The sequence below is a fragment of the Mycobacterium basiliense genome (assembly GCF_900292015.1).
In the GTDB taxonomy this organism is placed as follows: domain Bacteria; phylum Actinomycetota; class Actinomycetes; order Mycobacteriales; family Mycobacteriaceae; genus Mycobacterium; species Mycobacterium basiliense.
The window spans coordinates 592,992-617,044 of the sequence record NZ_LR130759.1 but is presented as its reverse complement, the minus strand read 5'-3'; the positions used below and the strand labels follow the sequence as shown (position 1 = coordinate 617,044).

Sequence of the window (24,053 nt, the reverse complement as noted above, 5' to 3'; positions counted from 1 at the left end):
ATCAGTTTCCTTCCGGGGCCGGCTGGTTGCGCACCCGCTGTACCGCGCTGCGCAGGGTTCGGATGCTCAGTTCGGTGGCCAAATGCCGCTTGTAGTCGGCGGTGCCACGGACGTCGGTCACCGGCTCGCACGCCTCGCTGGCTCGTCGGCCCGCTTCGGCGAAGGTCTCTTCGGTGACCGGGCGACCGATCAACGCCTGCGAGAGTTCCACCAACGCGCCCTGGTCCGGATTCACCGCGGTCAGGCCCACTCGCGCAGCGGCGATCACGTCGTTGTCCACGGTGACCGCCGCCCCGGCCGCGGTCACCGCCCAGTCGCCGACACGCCGCTCGACCTTCGCATAGGCGCTCGATGTGTTGTGCCGCACCGGTATTCGAACTTCTACCAGTATTTCGTTGGGCGCCAGCGTGGTCTCGTACGGCCCGGCTAGAAAGTCATCGATGGCGATCTCTCGTTCTCCCGACGGTCCGCGCGCTAGGCATACCGCGCCCAGCACCGTGCACACGGTCGACAGGTCCTCGGCGGGGTCTGCCTGGCACAGCGAACCACCCAGGGTGCCGCGATTGCGTACCACGGGGTCGGCGATCACCCGCTCGGCGTCGCGGAAGATCGGGCACACCGCCGCCAGCGCGTCCGACTCGAGGATTTCCCGATGCCGGGCCATCGCGCCGATCCGAACCAGGGTCGGATCGGTGATCACGTATCCCAGCTCGGGCGCCAGGTCGTTGATGTCGACCAGATATTCGGGGTTGGCGATACGCAATTTCATCATCGGCAGCAGGCTGTGCCCGCCGGCAACAACGCGGGCCGTCTCCCCTAGCCGGTCCAGTAGTCCGATGGCGTGGTCAACGCTCGTCGCACGTTCGTATTCGAAGGGGCCTGGTACTTGCATGCCGCAAGTCTCGGCCCGCCCGAAATGGGCGTCAATATCGAGTTAAGTGATCCCTGAACTCGCCCTCTACCTGCGCGTCTCGGTGAATACGGCCGCTAGTCTCGGCCAGCGGACGCCCGCCGCCACCCCACCGGCGGGCGATGACGTCGGCGGCGATCGAGACCGCGGTCTCCTCGGGGGTGCGGGCACCCAGATCCAACCCGATCGGGCTGGACAATCTGCTCAGCTCGGCATCGGTCAGCCCAGCCGCGCGCAGCCGGTCCATCCGGTCCCGATGCGTCCGGCGCGATCCCATCGCCCCCACATAACCGACGCGGGGCAGGCGCAGCGCCAATTCGAGCACCGGAACGTCGAATTTCGGGTCGTGGGTGAGCACACAGATCACCGTGCGCTCATCGATGGCGCCCGCCTCGGCTTGGGCGGCGAGATACCGGCTGGGCCACTCGACGACGACCTCATCGGCCGTCGGGAAGCGCACCGGCGTCGCGAACACCGCGCGGGCGTCGCAGACGGTGACCCGGTAGCCGAGGAAGGAACCCTGCCGGGCCAGCGCCGCCGCGAAGTCGATCGCGCCGAACACCAGCATGCGTGGACGCGGCGCGAAGCTGGACACGAAAACCTCCATGCCGTCGCCCCGGCGCTGCCCGTCCGGCCCGTACTTGAGGATCTCGCTACGCCCGAGCGCGAGCAGCCCCCTGGTGTCGTCGGTGATCGCGGCGTCGGCACGCACCGATCCCAGCGATCCCGCCGCGGGCCTGCTGGCATCGGGCCGGACCACCAGCCGGCGGCCTACCCGGTGCGGGTCCGGGTGGGCGATGACCGTGGCGATCGCCACCGGCCGATGGCCGCCGATATCGTCTGCCACCGTTTCCAGGTCGGGAAACGTCGCCGGCGACACAGCTTCGATGAAGATGTCTATGATGCCGCCACAGGTTAGGCCCACAGCGAACGCTTCGTCATCGCTGACGCCGTACCGCTCCAGCCGAGCTATGCCGGTCCGCATCACCTCGTCGGCGAGCTCGTATACGGCGCCCTCCACGCAGCCGCCCGACACCGAGCCACTCACCGAACCATCCTGCGCTACCACCATCGAAGCGCCCGGCGGTCGCGGCGCCGAGCGCATGGTGCGCACCACCGTCGCCAGCCCTGCGTTGTCACCGGCGCGCCAGATCGACATTAGCTCGTCAAGCACGTCGCGCACACATCCCAAAGTAAGCTCAAAGCCGTGACCCCGGCTCAACTTCGGGCCTATTCGGCGGTGGTGCGGTTGGGCTCGGTGCGAGCGGCCGCCGCCGAACTCGGCCTCTCCGACGCCGGAGTTTCCATGCATGTCGCGGCGCTGCGTAAGGAGCTCGACGATCCGCTGTTCAGCAGGACCGGTTCCGGGCTGGCCTTTACCCCGGGCGGTCTGCGGTTGGCCAGTCGTGCGGTGGAGATCCTGGGCCTGCAGCACCAGACGGCGATCGAGGTCACCGAGGCGGCCCACGGTCGTCGCTTGCTGCGCATCGCCGCGTCCAGCACCTTCGCCGAACACGCGGCGCCGGGCCTGATCGAACTCTTTTCATCGCGGGCCGACGACCTATCCGTCGAGTTGAGCGTGCATCCGACCAGCCAATTCCGCGATCTGATCGGCTCGCGGGCGGTCGACATCGCGATCGGGCCGGCCAGCGAGAGTTCCATCGGTTCCGACCCCACGCTGTTCGTGCGGCCCTTTCTGAAATACCAGATCATCGCCGTTGTGGCGCCCAACAGCCCGCTAGCCGTCGGGATTCCGACGCATTCGCTGTTGCGGCAGCAACAGTGGATGCTCGGTCCGTCGGCGGGCAGCGTGACCGGCGAGACCGCAACCATGTTGCGCGACTTGGCGATTCCGGAATCCCAGCAGCGGATTTTCCAGAGCGACGCCGCCGCGCTGGAGGAAGTTATGCGCGTCGGCGGCGCGACCTTGACTGTCGGCTTTGCCGTCGCCAAAGATCTCTCCGCCGGCCGGTTGATACACGTGGCCGGTCCGGGGCTGGACAAGGCGGGTGAATGGTGCGCGGCAACCTTGCCACCGGCAGCACGCCAACCGGCCGTTTCTGAACTGGTCCGCTTCATCACCACACCGAGGTGCATCCAGGCGATGATTCGGGGCAGCGGGGTCGGTGTGACGAGGTTTCGCCCGAAGGTGCACGTCACGCTCTGGAGTTAGCTATACGCTTTACCTCCATGAGCGTGTACAAGGTGATCGACATCATCGGGACGAGCCCCACGTCATGGGAGCAGGCCGCCGCCGAGGCGGTGCAGCGGGCGCGGGAAAGCGTCGACGACATCCGCGTGGCACGGGTTATCGAGCAGGACATGTCGGTGGATTCCAGCGGCAAGATCACCTACCGCATCAAGCTGGAGATCTCGTTCAAGATGAGGCCGGCCAAACCGCAGTAAGGCGGGTGTCCGTCCTGGGCAGCGCCCCCCGGGCCGCCTACCAGGCGCGGGATAGGTCCCCGTGCTGGCTTATCCAAGCATGCATCGCGATCCCGGCGGCGACGCCCGCGTTGATGCTGCGGGTAGAACCGAACTGGGCGATCGACACCGTGATCGCCGCCGTCGTCCGGGTGTCATCGGTGATGCCGGGCCCTTCTTGGCCAAACACCAACAGGCAATTTTTCGGCAGCGCGGTCTGCTCTAACCGCGCGGCTCCCGGCACGTTGTCCACCGCGACCACGGTCAATCCGGCACCCACGGCGAATTCCATCAATTCGGCGGTGCTGTCGTGGTGGCGCAGTCGCTGGTAGCGATCGGTCACCATGGCGCCGCGGCGGTTCCACCGCCGCCGGCCGACAATGTGCACGGTGTCCACGGCAAACGCGTTGGCGGTGCGCACCACCGAGCCGATGTTGGCGTCGTGCCCGAAGTTCTCGATCGCCACATGCAACGCGTGCCGACGCGTATCGATATCGGCGACGATCGCCGAGCGCGTCCAGTACCGGTAGGCGTCGACGACATTGCGCGCATCGCCGTCGCGCAACAAGTCCGGGTCATACCGAGGATCATCGGGCGGGTCACCTTCCCACGGCCCTACGCCGTTGACCTGCGCGCCCCATTCGGTGGGTCCTGCCTGAGGCCGCTGCGGGTCGTCCCGACCCGGGGTGGGGCCGGGCGCTCCGGACTCGTGCGTCATCGCGAGGTCCACACCGCGGCATGCGTACCCACGACCGCTATCGTCGCGTAGAGCAGCGCCTCGTTCACCTCGCCCTGGGTGCACAGCGATGCGTTGACGTGCACCGCGTCCAACGATGCGTCGGGCAGGATCAGCACCGACGATCCGTAGGTGGCACAGGCGGGATTCAGCCCGGCGCCGGGCAACGTGGGCGCGGCGAGCAGCATCATCGGACCACCGCGGGCGGCGGAGTCGTCACGGTAGCGCGCCGCCAGGGCATCGACCTGCAACCCCAGCAGCATGTAGCCGTTGCCGGTGAATGCCGCCGCATCACCCAATTGGGCCTGGGAGAGCGGCGTACCGTCGGCGCGCCACGCCGACACGCTGGTGGTCTTGACCACCAGGCCGGTGTCGTTCTGATTGGTCGGCAGCATCCCCACCGGGAAGGCGGCCGGGTACGCCGCGGCGGTATTGGCGATCCGATCGTGCGGCGAATAGGTGTACACGCCGCGGACCGCGCTGCGGTCGTTGAGCGGGCCCAAGCATGCCGTGCCGGTAAGCCGGTCCGGCGACGCCGACAGCGGGTTGGTGATGCCGTGCACCTTGGTCATCGCGTCATCGCAGCTGCCGGGGCCCGCGGATTCCATCGGGTGAGAAAGCGCTCCGTATAGCCCGAAACGAATGTCCTCGGGTTTGGCGTGCGGCGCCTTGGGATCCGTCGCCGAGGCATCGACATCGACCAGGACATAGTCGCCGGACCAACGCAGATTCGACACCGCCATGTTCCAGCCGAGCACCGCTAGCGCCCCACCGAACCGCACATGCTGGGCGCCGTAGATGCGATCGGGTTGCGAGCCAGAGCAGGCCACCAGGCAGGACAAAACGACGGCCAGCGCAACCAGAAGACGCACGGCCGGCGGCCTAGCCCAGCCCCAAGTCGGCCAGGCCGAGCACGCTCCGGTACGGCACTCCCTGGGCTTGGATCGCCTGGGCCGCGCCGGTAGCCCGGTCCACCACGGTGGCCACGCCGATGACCTCACCGCCCGCTTCTTGGACGGCGTGCACCGCGGTCAACGCCGAGCCGCCGGTGGTACTGGTGTCTTCGACCACCAGCACCCGCTGACCAGAAACCTCTGATCCCTCGATAAGTCGTTGCATCCCATGGGTTTTCACTGACTTTCGCACCACGAACGCGTCGATTGGACGGCCGGGAGCATGCATGATGGCGGTCGCGACCGGGTCGGCGCCCAGGGTGAGGCCGCCGACGACCGCGTAGTCCCAGTCGGCAGTGAGTTCGCGCATCAGTTTGCCGATCAGCGCCGACGCCCGATGGTGCAACGTGGCCCGGCGCAGGTCAACGTAGTAGTCGGCCTCCTTGCCCGACGACAGCGTCACGCGCCCATGCACCACCGACAACCGGCGCACCAGCTCGGCTAGCTCTTCCCGGTCAGCTTCGGCCACGACCACCACCGACCCTTTTTACCGCCGCCCGAGCCAGACCCCGCGGAACCATCCGCCCGGCGGCGACGAGTGCCTTGTACTGCAGACCGGGAATGCTGACCACTTTTCCGGCGGCGATATCGGTCAGGCTTTCGCGGACCACCTCGTCGACCTCGAGCCACATGAACGACGGCAACTTGGCCATGTCGATGCCGGCCCGGGCGTGAAATTCGGTGCGCACGTATCCCGGGCAGACGGCGTGCACACCGACGCCGGTGCCTTGCAGGCCGACGGACAGGCCCTCGCTGAATGAAATCACCCACGCCTTCGATGCCGAATAGGTGGAACCGCGACCCGGTACCAGCCCGGCAACGCTGGCTACGTTGATGACGGTGCCCGCGCCGGCGTCGAGCATCGGCGGCAGCGCCGCCCGGGTGAAGTGCATAACCGCTGTCACGTTGACGTCGAGCTGCCCCTGCAATGCGGCCGGATCGGTCGTCCAGAATTCTCCGGAGGTACCGAAACCGGCGTTGTTGACCACGACGCGCACACCCCGGGACAGCCGGTCGACGACCTTTTCCCGGCCGGTCGCATCGGCCAAATCAGCGGGCAGAATCTCGACATTGGCGGCGTCGGCCTCCAGCTCGCCCGCCAGTTGCTTTAACCGATCCACGTCACGGGCAACCAGCACAAGGTCGTAACCATCGCGAGCGTAGCGTCGCGCGTAGCCGCCGCCGATCCCGGAAGTCGGCCCGGTAATCAGGGCAACGGGGCGTGGCATGAGCGACAGTGTACTGACCGGGTCCCGAGGCGCCCGGGCGCGCTATCAGCGCTGGTAGTTCGTGGCCTGGCGGCCGTTGCGACCGCTGGCCGGTGGACGCCGGGTGCCCTCGGAACGAGGCTCATCGCGACGGACCGGCTCGGCTGCGCGGCGCGCAGGGTCGGACATCAGCCCGGCGGCGGGATCAGCCGCGGCGCGCCGCGGCGGCAACTCGGCGCGACGGGCCGAAGCCAGCGAGCGGTCGGGCGCTTCCCCGGTCTCCTGCAGGGTCTCCTGGCGGGTCTCCTGCGGGCCCTCGGGCGGCAGCGGCGGCAGGACCCGCAACAAATCGTTGAATTGCCGAACGGTTCGCAACCCCTCATCCCACTGGGAGCGGCTACTTGCGATCGGCATGCTGACCAACGTCCAGTTCTGCTCGTTCCACATGATCTCGGCGCAGTCGGGTGCGGTGTGGGCAAAGGTCACCATCCGCCGGTCGCACGCCCGCCGAGCCGCATCGAGGTTGGTGGAATACACCATGCGCGGCCCGATCGCACCCAGCAACCAAATATCGCTTTCCCGTGGCTCTTTGAGCCCCTTGAGCCGCAGATCCACCACGACGTTGGTGCCCACCTTGCGGTGCAGCGCAATCACCGTGGCGACCTCCTCGAGATCGAAGATGTAGACCGCCTCGCCGCGGATCTGCCCCAGCACCACGTTCTTGGCCGGGACATCGCCGACCGTCGACATCACGCCGCGCTTCCAGCGCTGCAGGATCTCGGTGGATTCACGCTCATAGTCGAAACCGTGCGACCGCGCCCACGATCTCCGTCGTCTACTGCGCCCGCGGCGTCGATCGATGTCGACGTATAGCAACACCACCGCACCGACAAAGCACAGTGCGGACAGCGTGAACCAAAGCGGGACCATTCGGGACAGCCTAACCGTTCTGCCCACCGAGTACAGAATCCGAGCAGGTCACAACCGAATCAAGGTTTGCTAAGCACGGATTTCGCCACCACTGGCTCGAATAAGCTCCCGTATCGCTCGTAAAGTTCCGCTCATGCCCTACCCGGACTACCAGCTCATACGCATCGCCACCGCCGGTGGCGTTTGCCGGGCAACGATCGACCATCCACCGATCAATCTGTTGGACGTCGCGCTGATCGGCGAAATCGAACGCCTCACCGCGGAGGTCGCGGCCGACGACGACGTGCGGGTCCTGCTAGTCGACTCGGCCGATCCGGACTTCTTTATTGCGCACGCGGACGTCGCGCTGATCTTGGACCTGCCGACCGACGACACCGCACTGCACGACGAGCTGTCACCCTTTCACGCCGCGATGGAGAATTTCCGGACCCTGCCGAAGGCCACCATCGCCGTTATCGAGGGCATCTGCCGCGGTGGCGGCAGCGAGTTCGCGATGGCGTTCGATATGCGCTATGCCGCCCTGGGCAAGGCGCGCTTCGGCCAGCCGGAGGTGGCACTCGGGCTCATCCCCGGTGGCGGCGGCACCCAGCGGCTGCCCCAGCTGGTCGGTCGCGGTCGGGCCCTGGAGGTCATCCTCGGCTGCATGGACGTCGATGCGGCCACCGCCGAAACCTGGGGGTACATCGACCGCGCGCTGCCTACCGAGAAGCTACGGCGCTTCGTCGACAAGCTGGCCATGCGCATCGCGTCGGCGCCGCCGGAGGCCATCGCGGCCGCCAAACGTGCGGTGGATGCCGCCTTAGACTGTCCCGCCGATCGTGCGGGTCGGGCCGATCTGGCGACCGGCCTGCGGATCGAGGACCAGCTGTTCCGCCAAGTGCTGTCGCGGCCGGCCGCCCGCGAACGCCTGCAGGAGGTCATCGACGCCGGAGCCCAGACTCGCGACTTCGAGCTGGGTGACCGGCGCCGCACGGACTAGCCCAGGATCAGGGAGTCCCCGTCCGGGCTGACATTGACCGGGACGGTGTCGCCGTCGTGCACGTCGCCGGCCAACAACATTTTGGCCAGTTGGTCGCCGATGGCCTGCTGGACCAGCCGCCGCAACGGCCGGGCACCGTACACGGGGTCGAAGCCGCGCTGCGCCAACCATCGCTTGGCCGGCAGCGACACCTCGAGCTGCAAGCGCCGTTGTGCCAACCGCTTGCCCAGCTGCTGGAGTTGGATGTCAACAATCTGCACCAATTCCTCGGGATTGAGCGCGTCGAAGATCAGCACATCGTCGAGCCGGTTGATGAACTCCGGCTTGAACGCCGCCCGCACCGCCGCCATCACCTGATCCGGTGTGCCGCCCGAGCCGAGGTTGGACGTCAGGATGAGGATCGTGTTGCGAAAGTCCACCGTGCGGCCCTGCCCATCGGTCAACCGGCCCTCGTCGAGCACCTGCAGGAGCACATCGAAGACGTCCGGGTGCGCCTTCTCGATCTCGTCGAACAGGATCACGGTGTACGGACGCCGCCGCACCGCCTCCGTCAACTGACCGCCCTGGTCGTAGCCGACGTAACCGGGAGGGGCACCGACCAGCCGGGCGACCGAGTGCTTCTCGCCGTACTCGCTCATGTCGATGCGGACCATCGCGCGTTCGTCGTCGAACAGGAATTCCGCCAGCGCCTTGGCCAACTCGGTCTTGCCGACGCCGGTGGGCCCCAGGAACATGAACGACCCGGTGGGCCGGTTGGGGTCGGCAACCCCGGCGCGAGAACGCCGCACGGCATCCGAGACGGCCTGCACCGCCTGCTTCTGCCCGATGACGCGGTGGCCCAATTCGTCTTCCATCCGCAAAAGCTTGGCCGTCTCGCCTTCGAGCATCCGTCCGGCGGGAATGCCGGTCCACGCCGAAACCACCTCGGCGATGTCGTCGGGTCCGACCTCTTCCTTGAGCATCACCTGCTCGCGGGCCTGCGCCTGCGGCACCGCGGCCTCAAGCTTCTTCTCCGTCTCCGGTATGCGCCCGTAGCGCAGCTCGGCTGCTTTGGCCAGGTCACCGTCGCGCTCGGCGCGCTCCGATTCACCGCGCAGGGTTTCTAGCTGCTCCTTGAGCTCGCGGACGATCTCGATGGAGTTCTTCTCGTTCTGCCATCTGGTGGTGAGCTCTGCCAGCTCTTCTTTCTTGTCCGCCAATTCGGCGCGCAGCTTGTCCAGCCGTTCCTTGGAGGCATCGTCCTCTTCTTTGGCCAGCGCCATCTCTTCGATCTCGAGCCGGCGCACCAACCGTTCGACCTCGTCAATCTCGACGGGCCGCGAGTCGATCTCCATGCGCAGCCGGCTGGCGGCTTCGTCCACCAAATCGATGGCCTTGTCGGGCAGGAAGCGAGCGGTGATGTACCGGTCAGACAGCGTGGCGGCGGCCACCAGCGCCGAGTCGGTGATGCGCACACCGTGGTGCACCTCGTAGCGGTCCTTGAGCCCACGCAGGATGCCGATGGTGTCCTCAGCCGACGGTTCGCCGACGTACACCTGCTGGAAGCGGCGTTCCAGCGCGGCGTCTTTCTCGATGTGCTTGCGATACTCATCGAGCGTGGTCGCGCCGACCAGCCGCAGCTCGCCACGCGCCAGCATGGGCTTGATCATGTTGCCGGCATCCATCGCGCCCTCGCCGGTCGCACCGGCACCGACGATGGTGTGCAGCTCGTCGATGAAGGTGATGATCTGGCCGGCGGAGTTCTTGATGTCGTCGAGGACGGCCTTGAGTCGTTCCTCGAATTCACCGCGGTACTTCGAGCCGGCCACCATGGAGCCGAGGTCCAGCGCGACGATCGTCTTGTCGCGCAGGCTTTCCGGGACGTCGCCGCCCACGATGCGCTGGGCCAGGCCTTCCACGATCGCGGTCTTGCCGACGCCGGGTTCACCGATCAGCACCGGATTGTTCTTGGTGCGCCGCGAGAGGACTTGCACGACGCGGCGAATCTCGTTGTCGCGCCCAATCACGGGGTCGAGCCTGCCCTCTCGGGCCCGCGCGGTCAGGTCGGTGGAGTACTTCTCCAGCGCCTGATAGGTCGCTTCCGGTTCGGGACTGGTCACCCGCGCGCTTCCGCGCACCTTCACAAACGCCTCCCGCAGCGCCTGCGGCGAGGCCCCTTGGCCGGTCAGCAATTTGGCGACATCGGAGTCGCCGGTGGCCAACCCGACCAACACGTGTTCGGTGGAGACGTACTCGTCGTCCATCTCGGTGGCCAGCTGCTGGGCGGTGGTAATCGCGGCCAGGGACTCGCGGGACAACTGCGGCTGGGCGCTGGCGCCGCTGGCCTGCGGCAACCGGTCGAGCAGGTGCTGGGCTTCGGTGCGGACCGTGGCTGGCTGGACGCCGACGGCCTCCAGCAGCGGCGCGGCGATCCCGTCGGCCTGCGTCAACAGCGCCATCAGCAGATGCGCGGGCCGGATCTCGGGGTTACCGGCGGCCGACGCCGCCTGCAGAGCCGACGTCAGGGCCGCCTGCGTCTTGGTGGTCGGGTTGAAAGAATCCACGACAGCTCCGTTCAGGGTACGTATCTGGAAAAATGCTTGTCGGGTTATGCAACGCCGTCAAGGTTGAGTCTGTTCCGCTCAACTCTAGCTTTTTTCTATCGCCGCCGCCGCCGCCGCGGGGAAACCCACGACGGGACCGGCGCGCCCGGATCGGCCCGGCCGGCGGGAGGGGGGAAATCGCCGCCCGAACCGGCGCACGCTGCACCGCTAGCGCTCGGCGAGGACCCCGGTCGTGACCGCCGGTGCGCCGCGGCGAGCCTAGAATCGTGCTCCGTGGGCCTCGACGACCGAGATGCATTGCGGGTGTTGTGCGACGCCTTCGCCCCACAGCAGGGTTCGGACCCGAAAGCAGAGCCCAACCACGTCGTCCGCCAGTTCTATACCAACTGGTTTGCCCTCGACATCTCGGTGCACGACCTATTTCCACCCGAAATGAGCAGCCAGCGAGCCGCTTTCGCGCACGCACTGCACTGGGTATACGGCGAACTGGTAGCCCAGCGTGCCGCGGAACCGGTGGCCTTCCTTGCCCAGCTCGGCCGCGACCACCGCAAATATGGTGTGCTGCCGACCCACTACGAGACCCTGCGCACCGCACTGTATGCGACATTGCGCAGCCATCTGGGTAGCGCGTGGACCGACTCCGTCGAGCGGGCCGCCGACCAGTCGCTCAACTTGATCACCGGGGTGATGAGCGGCGCCGCGGATTCCGACGAAGGGCCGGCCTGGTGGGACGGCACAGTGATCGAACACACCCGAGTCTCCCGTGACCTCGCGGTCGTCCGCCTGCGCCTGGATCGGCCGCTGCAGTACCACCCGGGCCAGTATGTCAACGTTCAAATCCCGCAATGCCCCCGCCGTTGGCGATACCTCAGCCCCGCCATCCCCTCCGATCCCGACGGCCGCATCGAGTTTCACGTCCGCGCGGTAGCCGGCGGCCTGGCCAGCAATGCCATCGTCACAGAAACGGCGCCGGGCGACCGTTGGCGGCTGGCCAGCCCGCATGGCGGTTTGCACGTGGACCGCCACGGGGGCGACGTACTCATGGTTGCCGGTAGCACTGGATTGGCACCGCTCCGGACACTGATCATGGACCTCAGCCGTTTCGTGGACAATCCGCGAGTTCATTTGTTTTTCGGCGCACGCTATTCCTGCGAGCTCTACGATCTGCGCACGCTGTGGCAGATTGCCGCACACAACCCGTGGCTGGCAGTTTCTCCGGTGACGGAGTACAACCGCGACCCGGCCTGGGCCGCCGACTATCCCGACCTCTCGCCGCCACGCGGGCTACACGTGCGCCAGACCGGCCGGCTGGCCGACGTAGTCGCCAAGTACGGCGGCTGGGGCGACCGGCAAATCCTGATCTGCGGCGGCCCCACGATGGTCCGCACCACCAAGGTCGCTCTGATCGCCAAAGGCGCTCCGCCGGAACGCATTCAGCACGATCCGCTGCCATCATAAGAACATCGGTCGACGGCCCGGACCCCGCTCCGTCGGGCACCTGCCGTGCGTGCACGGCAGCGCCAGCGATCCGACTAGTCTGACCGTCGTGCATGTCGTTACGCTGCGCGACCCAGCGTCACCGCTGGTGGCCCAGTTCGTGCCCGAGGCCGGCATGGTCGGTAACTCATTGACCGATGCCGGTGTCCAACTGCTCGGCCAACGACGCGGGTTGGCGGCCTATATTGCGGCCGGCAAGACGATGGGGATCCCGATTCTGTACCCCTGGGCAAATCGACTGGGCGCTCACACATACACCGCCGAAGGGGCGACTGTCACGTTGACGCCGGGCGAAAACGGTGTCCGCACGGACCCGGCCGGGTTACCCATCCACGGCGTCCTGGCGGGATATCGCGGCTGGCGGGTGACTGCGCAGTCGGTGAACGAGGTGAGCGCCGAACTCGACTTTGGTGCCGACCCGCAGTTGCTGGCCAGCTTTCCCTATCCGCACCTGCTCGCGTTGACGGTCCTATTGGCCGAGCGGACCCTGACGGTGCGCACCACGGTGCGGCCGACCAGCGAGCGGTCGGTGCCACTGTGTTTTGGCTTTCACCCGTACCTGCGTGTGCCAGACGTCGCGCGCCACGAGTGGATTATCGAAACACCACCGCTGTGTCAGCTGCGGCTCGACGAACGGGGGCTACCCACCGGTGAGGTGGTACGGCAACCGGCAATGGCGACGGAATTAGGCGACGAGGAATTTGACGACTGCTACGACCAAGTGGACCGGGGAGCGGTGTTCGCGGTCCGCGGCGGTCGGCACCGCATGGAAGTGCATTTCGAACAGGGCTACCCCGCGGCGCAGGTCTTCGCGCCACGGGGTGAGGACGTGGTGTGTTTCGAGCCCATGGCCGCTCCCACGGACGCGTTGCGCCGTGGCGGGTACCGGGTTGCGCGGCCCGGTGAACCGGCGGTCGCAGTGTTCTCCGTGCGAGTGGAGCCGTCGTCTCGGCGACCAGCTCGGCAGTCATGAGCGGTCAACGGCGACGACATCTCGCCAGTTTCGGCGGCCGCGCCCGGAGACAACACACCAAAAATTTTTGCGAATCGAAAGCGAAGTACCGCCAACGATTAAATAATCGTCGAAGCGGGAGCTTCAAATCTCTCCGAGGCACGTTCTGGTAAAAACGTTATTGCGGTGGTACTTATGCTTTTTCGACGATTGATGAATTGATTTAGCCGGGACGAGTGATGAATTTCGCAATACTGCCCCCTGAGATCAACTCGGTGCGCTTGTACGTCGGCGCCGGGTTGGGGCCGATGCTGGAAGCGGCGTCGGCGTGGGAGGGCCTGGCTGAAGAGTTGGGTTCGGCAGCCGCTGCGTTTTCCTCGGTGACCTCCAATCTCGCGGGCGCGGCCTGGCAGGGCCCGGCGTCGACGGCGATGGCCGGCGCGGCCGCACCCTACCTGGGCTGGCTCAGCACGGCGGCGACCCAGGCCGGGGAAGCCGCCGCACAGGTACGGCTGGCGGCCGCCTCGTTCGAGGCAGCGCTGGCGGCGACGGTCGAACCAGCCGTCATCTCCGCCAACCGCTCACAGTTTGTTTCGCTGATCCTGTCCAACCTGTTCGGACAAAATGCTCCGGCAATCGCCGCCGCTGAGGCCGCCTACGAGCAAATGTGGGCCCAGGACGTGGCCGCGATGTTCGGATACCATTCCGGCGCCTCTGCGGTGGCAGCCGCGTTGACACCGTTCCCGTTGCCGGCGGCCGTACTGCCCGGCCCGTTGGGCCAGGCGGTGTCCGCGTTCGACGTCAACCTGGGCTGGGCAAACATCGGCACCGACAACATCGGCAACGGCAACATTGGCGACGGCAACGTCGGCTCCGGGAACTTCGGCAGCGGAAACATCGGCAGCGGAAACATCGGCAGCGGAAACATCGGATTCGGCAATGCCGGTCCGGGATTGACCGCCGCGCTCAACAACATCGGCTTCGGAAATACCGGCAACAACAACATCGGCTTCGGAAATACCGGTAACAACAACATCGGCTTCGGCAACACCGGGGACGGAAACCGAGGTATCGGACTCACCGGCAGCAATCTTTCCGGCTTTGGCGGGTTTAACTCAGGCAGCGGTAACATCGGTTTGTTTAATTCCGGCACCGACAATGTCGGAATTGGTAACTCGGGCACCGGAAACTGGGGCATCGGCAACTCCGGCAATAGCTACAACACCGGTATCGGCAACTCCGGTGACGCCAACACCGGCTTTTTCAACGCCGGCATCGCTAACACCGGGATCGCCAACACCGGCAGCTACAACACCGGCAGCTACAACCCCGGCGATAGCAACACCGGTGGCTTCAACGTTGGCGACTACAACACCGGCTACTTGAACGGCGGGAACTACAACACCGGCTTGGTGAACTTCGGTGATGTCAACACCGGTGTGCTGATTTCGGGCAACTTCAGCAACGGCTTCTTGTGGCGCGGCGACTATCAGGGCCTGATCTTCGGCAGTCCGGGGTTCGGAAACACGACCACCATCCTCTCGTCCGGCTTCTTCAATAGCGGCGAAGGCAGTGCATCGGGCTTCCTGAACTACGGCGCCAACAACTCCGGCTTTGTCAACTTTTCGTCAGGCGCCATCGGCAACTCGGGCTTCGCAAACACCGGTGTGCTGCAGTCAGGCCTGGCGAACTCAGGCAACACCGTATCGGGATTCCTCAACTCGAGCCTGCTGGCTATCACAATTCCGGCCAATGTCTCCGGCTTCTTCAACACCGGCAGCAACTTGGCCGGCTTCTTACGTGGCCCAACAACTTTCAATATCGGGTTGGCCAACGACGGGGTGGGAAACATCCTCGCCAACGCCAACGTCGGCGACTACAACATCCTGGGCAGCGGCAACGTCGGCGACTACAACATCCTGGGTAGCGGCAACGTCGGCAGCTACAACATCTTCGGCAGCGGCAACCTGGGCAGCCAGAACTTCGGCAACGGCAACATCGGCAGCCAAAACTTCGGCAGCGGAAACAACGGCACTTTGAACTTTGGGGCGGCCAACATTGGCGCCGTCAACGTCGGTTTCGGAAACCTGGGAACCTACAACATCGGGCCCGGGAACTTCGGCGACTACAACGTCGGCTTCGGCAATGCCGGCAACTACAACCAGGGTTTCGCCAACACCGGCAACAACAACATCGGCTTTGCGAATACCGGTTCGGGAAACCTCGGCATCGGCCTGACCGGTGATGGTGAGATCGGAATCGGGCCGCTGAACTCAGGCATCGGCAACGCCGGCCTGTTCAACTCGGGCACCGCAAACATCGGCATCGCCAATTCGGGCTCCGGGAACGTCGGCATCGGAAATTCGGGCACCGGGAACTGGGGCGTGCTCAACGCGGGTGCGTCAAACTGGGGCATCGGGAATCCGGGCACCGAGAACACGGGCGGCGGCAACGCCGGGCAGTTCAACACGGGGTTCCTCAACGCCGGAGCCACCAATACCGGCTTCTACAACACCGGCAGCTACAACACCGGTGGCTTCAACGTCGGCGACACCAACACGGGCAGCCTCAACGTGGGTAGCACCAATACGGGCAACTTCAATCCCGGCGATACGAACACCGGCTCTTACAATCCCGGCGATGTCAATACCGGTTTCTTCGACACCGGAAACTACAACAACGGCATCCTGGTGGCCGGCGACAACCAGGGTCAGATCGCGATCAACATTTCGGTGGACACGCCCTACGTTCCCATCGACGTGCAGACGATCATTCCGATCAACGACGTATACACCGTGGGCGGCAACGTAATACAGGTTACCGAGGCGGGGTCGGTGTTCCCCCGGACCTACTATCTGGGCGGCTTGTTCTTCCTGGGCCCCATCAACCTCGGCGCATCCACGCTGACGGTGCCCACCATCACCATTAACGTCGGCGGGCCTACCACCAACATACCCATCAGTATTGTTGGTGCGATCGAAAGCCGCACGATTACATTCCTCGACATTCCGGCGGCTCCCGGAATTGGAAATACGACGGCCAACCCATCGTCTGGTTTTTTCAACGCCGGCACCGGCGGCACGTCCGGCATTGCAAACTTCGGCGCCACGAGTTCGGGCCTGTGGAACAGTGGGCTCGCCGCGGTCGGAAACTCAGGTATCCAAAACTTTGGCTCGCTCAATTCGGGCTGGGCAAACCTGGGCAACACGGTGTCGGGCCTGTACAACACCAGCACAGCGAATACCACGACGCCGGCCAACCTTTCTGGGCTGTTCAACGTCGGCACCGACCTAGCGGGTGTGTTGCGAGACGCCAACGGCACGATCTTCAACGCGGGCTTGGCCGACCTTGGTCACCTCAACGTGGGTAGCGGAAACATCGGCGACCTCAACTTCGGCAGCGGCAACATCGGCAGCGGCAACATCGGCTTCGGCAATGTCGGCGGAAGCAACATCGGCAGCGGCAACATCGGCAGCGGCAACTTCGGGTTCGGCAATGCCGGCCCGGCGTTTGCCGACGCGTTCAACAACTTCGGCTTCGGCAACACCGGCAACAACAACATCGGTTTCGGCAACACCGGCAACGGCAACATCGGCTTCGGCAACACCGGCAACGGCAACTTCGGCATCGGACTGACCGGCAACGGCCAGCAGGGCATCAATTTCGCCGGCGGTCTGAACTCGGGCAGCGGCAACATCGGCCTGTTCAACTCCGGCACCAACAACGTCGGTTTCGGCAACTCCGGCACCGGCAACTGGGGCTTCGGCAACTCCGGCAACTACAACACCGGAATCGGCAATGCCGGCAGCACCAATACGGGTCTATTCAACACCGGCATGGTCAACACCGGCATCGCCAACGTGGGCGACTACAACACCGGGTTGTTCAACACCGGCAATACCAACACCGGCGTGGCCAACCGCGGTGATTTCAACACGGGCTGGTACAACACGGGCAACTACAGCACCGGCTTCGCCAACGCGGGCGACATTGATACCGGCCTCTTCATCACCGGCGACCTGAGCAACGGCTTCGCCTGGCGGGGCGACGAGCAAGGTCAGGTCAGCGCCAGCTATGTGATCCACGTTCCTGAGATCCCGGCGCACGTTGACGCGCAAGCTCCCATCAATGTCCCCATCACCGCCAGCTTTACCAACACCCTCTACAGCGGCATAACGATGGACGACATCAACTTTGGCTTCACCGTCTCGCTGGGACCGCTGCCGGTGTTGACCGGAACGATCAATTCCATAACCCTGCAGCCGGTCACCGCCACCGGCCCCGCGGTGGTGCTCAACATCGGCGACCCCGGCGGCACGACCGTGATATCGATTCCCGCCACGGCCAGCCTCGGTCCCGTCGACTGGACTGTCTTCGACATCCCGGCGGTCACGGGTTTCTTCAACACCACGACCAGCCCGTCATCGGGTTTCTTCAACGGCGGCACCGGAACCGTATCGGGCATCGCGAACTTCGGCTCCGACATCTCCGGCATCCAGAACTTCGCCACCACTACGACCTCCGGGTTCAAGAACTTCGGCCCGAGGCTGTCCGGTTTTATCAACATCGGCGACGCCATCTCAGGCCTGTTCAACACCGGCACCGGAATACCGGCCAACCTCTCGGGCGTGTCCAACGTCGGGATCAACCTAGCGGGCTTTTTCCGCGACCAGGTGTCGGGCGCGTCGGCCTGGAATCTGGGCCTGGCCAACATCGGCCAGGGCAACGTGGGCTTCGGAAACTCCGGGGATGCCAACATCGGCTTGTCGAACCTGGGTGCGGCAAACTTCGGCCTGGGCAACGCCGGATTCAACAATCTCGGTTCGGCGAACCTCGGCAATTTCAATTTCGGTTCGGCAAACCTCGGCGACTACAACATCGGTTCGGCGAACCTCGGCGACTACAACATCGGCTTCGTGAACGCCGGTAACAACAACCAGGGTTTGTCGAACACCGGCAACAACAACATCGGCCTGTTCAACACCGGCAACAACAACATCGGTATCGGGCTCACCGGCGACAACCAGCAGGGCTTCAACTTCGGTGCCGGTCTGAACTCGGGGACCGGCAATACCGGCCTGTTCAACTCCGGCACCAACAACACCGGCCTGTTCAACTCCGGCACCAACAACACCGGCATCTTCAACTCCGGTACCGGCAACTGGGGCATCGGCAACACCGGAGCCACCAACACCGGTCTCTTCAACTCCGGCGACGTCAATACCGGCCTCTTGAACGCCGGCAACGTCAACACGGGCTTCGTCAACCCCGGCAGCTACAACACCGGAAGCTTTAACACCGGAAGCTACAACACGGCGGGCTTCAACCCGGGCGACTACAACACCGGCTACCTGAACACCGGCAATTACAACACCGGCTTTGTCAACTCCGGCGACGTCAACACCGGCGCATTCATCTCGGGTAACTACAGCAACGGCCTACTGTGGCGCGGCGACTACCAAGGCCTGTGGGGTGTCGACTTCACCATTACGATTCCCGACACCCCGATCCCGTTGAACCTCCACGTGCCGATCTATCTCGACGTCCCGATCGCCGGCACGCTGGGCGTCTACACCGTCCAGTCCTTCACCATCCCGGCAGCCACCGTCGATTTGGACATCGTCGGCATCGGAGTGCGGGCCGTCGATGTCAGTTCGATCACCATCCCCAATATCGTGCTCGGACTGCCGGCGATAAACCTGAATCTCGGTACCGGCCCGGATCCCTTGATCGACATCGTCGGTACCGGCGGGCTGCTGCCGATCAAGATCCCGATTATCGAAATACCGGCGGCCCCCGGCTTCGCAAACTCGACGAGCACCCCGTCCTCGGGATTCTTCAATACCGGCAGCGGAACCGCGTCCGGCTTCGGAAACACCGGCGGAAACAGTTCAGGCTTCTTCAACCTGACCTCTGGCACTTCGGGAATCTCGGGCTACAAGAACTTCGGCGACCTGCTGTCGGGTATGTCCAACTTCGGCAACAACATCTCGGGCTTCCTCAATACAAGCAACCTGGGCGTGCTGACACCGGCCAACATCTCCGGCGTCGGGAACATTGGCAACAGTGTCGCAGGCTTCTTCAACGACAACCCGATCGGCAACGTGGGCGTCGCCAACATCGGCATCGCCAACATCGGCAGCGGCAACATCGGCAACAACAATTTCGGTTTCGGAAACGTCGGCAACAGTAACGTCGGCAACGGCAATATCGGCAGCTTCAATGTCTTCTCCGGAAACCAGGGCGTATACAACTTTGGCCCCGGAAACCTGGGGAACTACAACATCGGCCTGGGCAACCTCGGCGACTACAACCTCGGTCTCGGGAACGCGGGCAGCTTCAACCAGGGCCTTGCCAACACCGGCAACAACAACATCGGCCTGTTCAACACCGGCAATAACAACATCGGCATCGGACTCACCGGCGACAACCAGCAGGGCTTCAACTTCGCCGGTGGTCTGAACTCCGGCACCAACAACACCGGCCTGTTCAACTCCGGCACCAATAACACCGGCTTCTTCAACTCCGGCACCAACAACACCGGCGTCTTCAACTCCGGCACCGCAAACTGGGGCATCGGCAACTCCGGCAACACCAACACCGGGTTCGCCAACTCCGGCATCGGCAACTGGGGCTCGTGGAACCCGGGCACCGGCAACACCGGTATCGCGAACGCGGGCGACTACAACACGGGCCTGTTCAACGCCGGCACCGCCAACACCGGCCTGGCCAATCCGGGCGACTACAACACCGGCCTGTTCAATACCGGCAACCACAACACCGGCCTAGACAATACGGGCGATTACAACACCGGTTTCTCCAACGCCGGCGACTACAACACCGGGCTGGCGAACGCGGGCAACGTCAACACCGGCGCATTCAACTCGGGTAGCTACAGCAACGGTATTTTCTGGAGGGGCGATTACCAGGGATTGTGGGGCGCCCACTATGAAATCTATGTCCCAGAATTCCCGGTGCTGAACTTCGACATAAATATCCCGGTAAATATCCCCATCTACGCCGACCTCGGCGGGCTGGCCCTCAACGGCTTCAGCATTCCCGCCATCACGATCAACGCCTTGAGCATCACCGACTTCAAAATCGGGCCGATCACCATCCCAACCATCACGGGCACCTTGCCGGTCATCGATCTCAATATCGGTAATCCGGATGGTTCCAGTTCGATACCCATCGCAATACGAAGCGGCGCCGGTCCCATCAGCATCGTCCTGCTCGACATCCCGGCGGCACCCGGTTTCGGCAACTCGACCTCGGCCCCATCGTCGGGTTTCTTCAACTCGGGTTCCGGAACTACCTCCGGCTTCGGAAATGTCGGCGCAAACAATTCGGGCTTTTGGAATACCGCGTTGGGCAGCAATGGGAATTCGGGCTTCCAAAATGCGGGTCAGCTGCAGTCCGGCTGGGCAAACCTGGGCAACACGGTGTCGGGCTTCTACAACACCAGCACGGCCAACCTCACGACGCCGGCCGGCCTGTCGGGCTTCTTCAACATCGGCACGGATCTGTCGGGCGTGCTCCGCGACCCCGCCGGCACGATCTTCAACGCAGGTCTCGGCGATCTCGGTCGATTGAACCTCGGCAGCGGGAACATCGGTGACTTCAACGTGGGCAGCGGAAATATCGGCAGCGCCAACATCGGTTTCGGGAATGTCGGCTCCAACAACATCGGCAGCGGAAACCTCGGCAGCGGAAACCTCGGGTTCGGCAACGCCGGTCCGGGATTGACGGACGCGTTCAACAACATCGGCTTCGGCAACATCGGCAATAACAACTTCGGCTTCGGCAACACCGGCGACGGCAACATCGGCTTCGGCAACACCGGCAACGGCAACTTCGGGATCGGACTCACCGGCGACGGCCAGGTGGGGTTGGGACCGCTGAATTACGGCGTCGGCAACACGGGTCTGTTCAACCTGGGCGACTTCAACGTCGGATTGGCCAACGCCGGCAACAACAACCAAGGATGGTCGAACACCGGCAACAACAACATCGGCCTGTTCAACACCGGCAACAACAACATCGGCATCGGGCTCACCGGCGACGGCCTATCCGGGTTCGGGTCGCTGAGTTCCGGCGCCGGCAATACCGGCTTCTTCAACTCCGGGACCGGCAACACCGGCATGTTCAACGCCGGATCGGGCAACACCGGCTTCTTCAACTCCGGCAGCGGCAACCTCGGCATCGGCAACATGGGTACCGGCGGCATCGGCATCGGCCTCAGCGGTGACAACCTGATCGGTATCGGCGGCCTGAACTCGGGCAGCTTCAATGTCGGCTTTGGCAACTCCGGCACCGGCAACGTCGGCTTCTTCAACTCGGGCACCGGAAACTGGGGTATCGGTAACTCCGGTAGCTACAACACCGGCATCGGCAACACCGGCAGCTACAACACGGGCCTGGTCAACACCGGGACCTTCAACACCGGTATCGCCAACCCGGGCGACTACAACACCGGCTTGTTCAATATCGGCGTCTTCAACACCGGCATCGCCAACCCGGGCGACTACAACACCGGCTCCTACAACACCGGGAACTACAACACCGGCCTGGCCAACGTCGGCGATCTCGGCACTGGCGCATTCATCACCGGCGATATGTCCAACGGCTTCTTCTGGCGGGCCGACAGCGAGGGGCAGCTGTCGGCGAACTACACCATCACAATCAACAGCATCCCGGCATTCATGACGATCGATGCTCCGATCAACATCCCGGTCACCGGCACCATTACCGACATTTCCATCCCCGCCGTCACCTTCCCGGTGGTGCCCGCCTCGGGCAAGGTCGACCTGGCCATCCTCAGCGGCACGGTCTTCGCGCCGATCGGCCCGATCGTCATCCACGGCGGCGACGCCTCGGCGCCGTTGAACACACCCATCACCATTGACTTCGGCACGCAACCCGCGGTGCAGCTCAACTTTGGCAACACCGATGGTTCCACCGTCGTGCACTTTGGCGGTTACTTCAACTTCGGCCCCGGCCAGATTCCGCTCATCGACCTCAAACCGGCGCCCGGCTTCTTCAACGCCACCAGCAGCCCATCGTCGGGCTTCTTCAACCTGGGCGCCGGAAGCGCGTCCGGCTTTGCCAACGTGGGCGCAAACAACTCGGGTATCTGGAACGTCGCCACCGCGGCCCTGGGCAACTCCGGCTTCCAAAACATTGGGTCTCAGCAATCCGGACTGGCCAACCTCGGCAACGCCATCTCCGGTGTCCTCAACACCGGCGTGGGAACCCCGGCCAACCTGTCGGGCTTCCAAAACATCGGCGCCGACCTGGCCGGCTGGTATCGCTATGGTCCGGACGCGACGACCTTCAGCTTCGGTATCGCAAACCCCGGCTTCTGGAATGTGGGCAGCGCGAACATCGGCAGCTACAACTTCGGCAACGGCAATATCGGCAGTTCAAACTTCGGCTTCGGCAACATCGGCGACTCGAACATCGGCAGCGGAAACCTCGGCAGCTTCAACGTCGGCAGCGGCAACCTCGGCAGCGGCAACGTCGGCTTCGGCAATGCCGGTCCCGGATTGACGGACGCGTTCAACAACACCGGCTTCGGCAACACCGGCAGCTTCAACATCGGCTTCGGCAACACGGGCAATGGAAACCTCGGCTTCGGCAACACCGGTGACGGAAACATCGGGATAGGGCTGACCGGCGACACCATGACCGGGTTCGGGGGCTGGAATTCGGGCACCGGCAACATCGGCTTGTTCAACTCCGGCACCGACAACATCGGCTTCTTCAACTCGGGCACCGGAAACTGGGGCATCGGTAACTCCGGTAGCTACAACACCGGCATCGGCAATACCGGCACCACCAATACCGGGTTTTTCAACGCCGGCATCGTCAACACCGGGATCGGTAATGCGGGTGACTACAACACCGGCTTCTACAACGCCGGCGACTTCAACACGGGCAGTTTCAACCCGGGCGACTACAACACCGGAGGGTTCAACCCGGGCAACTACAACACCGGCTACTTCAACGAGGGCAACTCCAACACGGGTCTGGCGAACTCCGGCAACGTCAACACCGGCGCGTTCATTTCCGGCAATTTCAGCAATGGGATGCTATGGCGCGGCGACTATCAGGGTCTTCTGGGCTTCACCTACGAATCCACCGTGCCGGAGATCCCGTGGAACGTCGGCCTGAGCTCCGACATCGACATCCCATTGACTGGCACCATCAATGCCATCACCCAGGACATGTTCACCATTGCCGAATTCGAGATCCCGATCAGTTTGGAGATCACGATCTGCCTCGTCTACATCCCCTTCGTCGGATGTGTGCTGCACGTTTCGGCCACCATTCCGATCACCACCGAGCATGTCGGGCCGTTCGAAATCGACGCCAGTGAAATCAATCCTCAGACCCCGATAAACACCGCGATCACGGGCATCGTCGACTTCTCCGACAGCGGCACCGTGGGCCCCTTCACCTTCGGCTTGAACTGGCAGCAAACCCCGGGATTCTTCAACTCGACCACCGCCCCGTCGTCGGGTTTCTTCAACTCCGGAGCCGGTGGCGCATCGGGTTTCCTCAACGACGCCCAAGGCGCGGTGTCGGGCATCGGAAACGCGTTCCTGCAAAATTCGGGCTTTTTCAACGCCGGCGGTGCCGGGCTGTCGGGCTTCCAGAACCTCGGCACCCTGGAATCGGGCTGGGCGAACCTGGGCAACTCCCTGTCCGGTTTCTACAACACCAGCATCCTGAACCTGATGACGCAGGCGTTTGTCTCCGGCTTCGGGAACGTCGGAAGCCAACTATCCGGCTTCTTCCACGACGAAACCGTGTAGTCCTATCCCCGACTAAGCATTGCGAATTCTCGCCGAACCACCCGAAATCGGGAACGGAATACGCAAAAACGGTTAGCCTGAGGACCGAAGTAGCCCTCGGCAAT

Annotated in this window: 14 protein-coding genes; 6 read left to right on the top strand and 8 right to left on the bottom strand. The window is 64.2% G+C overall.

Annotated elements, in window-relative coordinates; all coding sequences use genetic code 11:
• Position 1: 1 nt before the first annotated feature.
• Together MB901379_RS02665 and MB901379_RS02660 are read right to left on the bottom strand one after the other, a co-directional pair.
• The gene (locus tag MB901379_RS02665; RefSeq protein WP_158015244.1) at positions 2-892 is read right to left on the bottom strand and encodes an FAD binding domain-containing protein; all 891 of its coding nucleotides are present in this window, start codon (positions 890-892) and stop codon (positions 2-4) included.
• A gap of 31 nt (positions 893-923) precedes the next feature.
• Positions 924-2,093: an XdhC family protein gene (locus MB901379_RS02660; RefSeq protein ID WP_174236965.1), complete on the bottom strand. Its 1,170-nt coding sequence runs from the start codon at positions 2,091-2,093 to the stop codon at positions 924-926.
• 24 nt (positions 2,094-2,117) lie between these two features.
• On the opposite strand from MB901379_RS02660, the gene MB901379_RS02655 reads away from it, so the two are divergent.
• Both MB901379_RS02655 and MB901379_RS02650 read left to right on the top strand, forming a co-directional pair.
• Positions 2,118-3,083 carry a LysR family transcriptional regulator gene (locus MB901379_RS02655; RefSeq protein WP_158015243.1) on the top strand — a complete coding sequence of 322 codons (966 nt, stop codon included), beginning with the start codon at positions 2,118-2,120 and terminating at the stop codon, positions 3,081-3,083.
• Positions 3,084-3,100: 17 nt separating this feature from the next.
• Positions 3,101-3,316, top strand: a complete 216-nt coding sequence (locus MB901379_RS02650) for a dodecin family protein (protein ID WP_158015242.1) — start codon at positions 3,101-3,103, stop codon at positions 3,314-3,316.
• 37 nt (positions 3,317-3,353) lie between these two features.
• Here MB901379_RS02650 and MB901379_RS02645 read toward each other — a convergent pair whose 3' ends face one another.
• The 5 genes from MB901379_RS02645 to ttfA are packed head-to-tail and all read right to left on the bottom strand — an operon-like array spanning position 3,354 to position 7,161.
• Positions 3,354-4,052, bottom strand: coding sequence for a TrmH family RNA methyltransferase (locus MB901379_RS02645; RefSeq protein ID WP_158015241.1), 699 nt, complete (start codon positions 4,050-4,052; stop codon positions 3,354-3,356).
• A complete protein-coding gene (locus tag MB901379_RS02640; RefSeq protein WP_158015240.1) occupies positions 4,049-4,942 on the bottom strand; it encodes a hypothetical protein in 894 nt (297 codons plus the stop codon). Before MB901379_RS02640 ends, MB901379_RS02645 begins: the two co-directional genes overlap by 4 nt.
• A 10-nt stretch (positions 4,943-4,952) precedes the next feature.
• Positions 4,953-5,492 carry an orotate phosphoribosyltransferase gene (gene pyrE, locus MB901379_RS02635; protein WP_158015239.1) on the bottom strand — a complete coding sequence of 180 codons (540 nt, stop codon included), beginning with the start codon at positions 5,490-5,492 and terminating at the stop codon, positions 4,953-4,955.
• Positions 5,479-6,252: an SDR family NAD(P)-dependent oxidoreductase gene (locus MB901379_RS02630; protein ID WP_158015238.1), complete on the bottom strand. Its 774-nt coding sequence runs from the start codon at positions 6,250-6,252 to the stop codon at positions 5,479-5,481. The genes pyrE and MB901379_RS02630 overlap by 14 nt, the downstream gene beginning before the upstream one ends.
• A gap of 45 nt (positions 6,253-6,297) precedes the next feature.
• Positions 6,298-7,161: a trehalose monomycolate transport factor TtfA gene (ttfA, locus tag MB901379_RS02625; RefSeq protein WP_158015237.1), complete on the bottom strand. Its 864-nt coding sequence runs from the start codon at positions 7,159-7,161 to the stop codon at positions 6,298-6,300.
• A gap of 133 nt (positions 7,162-7,294) precedes the next feature.
• Here ttfA and MB901379_RS02620 point away from each other — a divergent pair, with 133 nt between their 5' ends.
• Positions 7,295-8,140 carry an enoyl-CoA hydratase/isomerase family protein gene (locus MB901379_RS02620; RefSeq protein WP_158015236.1) on the top strand — a complete coding sequence of 282 codons (846 nt, stop codon included), beginning with the start codon at positions 7,295-7,297 and terminating at the stop codon, positions 8,138-8,140.
• Here MB901379_RS02620 and clpB read toward each other — a convergent pair.
• On the bottom strand, positions 8,137-10,683 hold the full coding sequence (gene clpB / locus MB901379_RS02615; RefSeq protein ID WP_158015235.1) for an ATP-dependent chaperone ClpB: 2,547 nt from the start codon (positions 10,681-10,683) through the stop codon (positions 8,137-8,139). The genes MB901379_RS02620 and clpB overlap by 4 nt on opposite strands.
• Positions 10,684-10,956: 273 nt before the next feature.
• On the opposite strand from clpB, the gene MB901379_RS02610 reads away from it, so the two are divergent.
• From MB901379_RS02610 to MB901379_RS02600, 3 genes are all read left to right on the top strand, one after another.
• The gene (locus MB901379_RS02610; protein ID WP_162334305.1) at positions 10,957-12,141 is read left to right on the top strand and encodes an FAD-binding oxidoreductase; all 1,185 of its coding nucleotides are present in this window, start codon (positions 10,957-10,959) and stop codon (positions 12,139-12,141) included.
• 88 nt (positions 12,142-12,229) lie between these two features.
• On the top strand, positions 12,230-13,153 hold the full coding sequence (locus MB901379_RS02605; RefSeq protein WP_158015233.1) for an aldose 1-epimerase: 924 nt from the start codon (positions 12,230-12,232) through the stop codon (positions 13,151-13,153).
• Positions 13,154-13,371: 218 nt separating this feature from the next.
• Entirely contained in the window at positions 13,372-23,949 is a 10,578-nt protein-coding gene (locus tag MB901379_RS02600) for a PPE family protein (RefSeq protein WP_158015232.1), read from the top strand.
• The last annotated feature ends 104 nt before the right edge of the window (positions 23,950-24,053 follow it).

Coding starts and splice junctions, on each gene's coding strand:
- MB901379_RS02665 (WP_158015244.1), bottom strand. CDS start 892: ATGCAAGTACCAGGCCCCTTCGAATACGAACGTGCGACGAGCGTTGAC.
- MB901379_RS02650 (WP_158015242.1), top strand. CDS start 3,101: ATGAGCGTGTACAAGGTGATCGACATCATCGGGACGAGCCCCACGTCA.
- MB901379_RS02645 (WP_158015241.1), bottom strand. CDS start 4,052: ATGACGCACGAGTCCGGAGCGCCCGGCCCCACCCCGGGTCGGGACGAC.
- MB901379_RS02630 (WP_158015238.1), bottom strand. CDS start 6,252: ATGCCACGCCCCGTTGCCCTGATTACCGGGCCGACTTCCGGGATCGGC.
- ttfA (WP_158015237.1), bottom strand. CDS start 7,161: ATGGTCCCGCTTTGGTTCACGCTGTCCGCACTGTGCTTTGTCGGTGCG.
- MB901379_RS02620 (WP_158015236.1), top strand. CDS start 7,295: ATGCCCTACCCGGACTACCAGCTCATACGCATCGCCACCGCCGGTGGC.
- MB901379_RS02600 (WP_158015232.1), top strand. CDS start 13,372: ATGAATTTCGCAATACTGCCCCCTGAGATCAACTCGGTGCGCTTGTAC.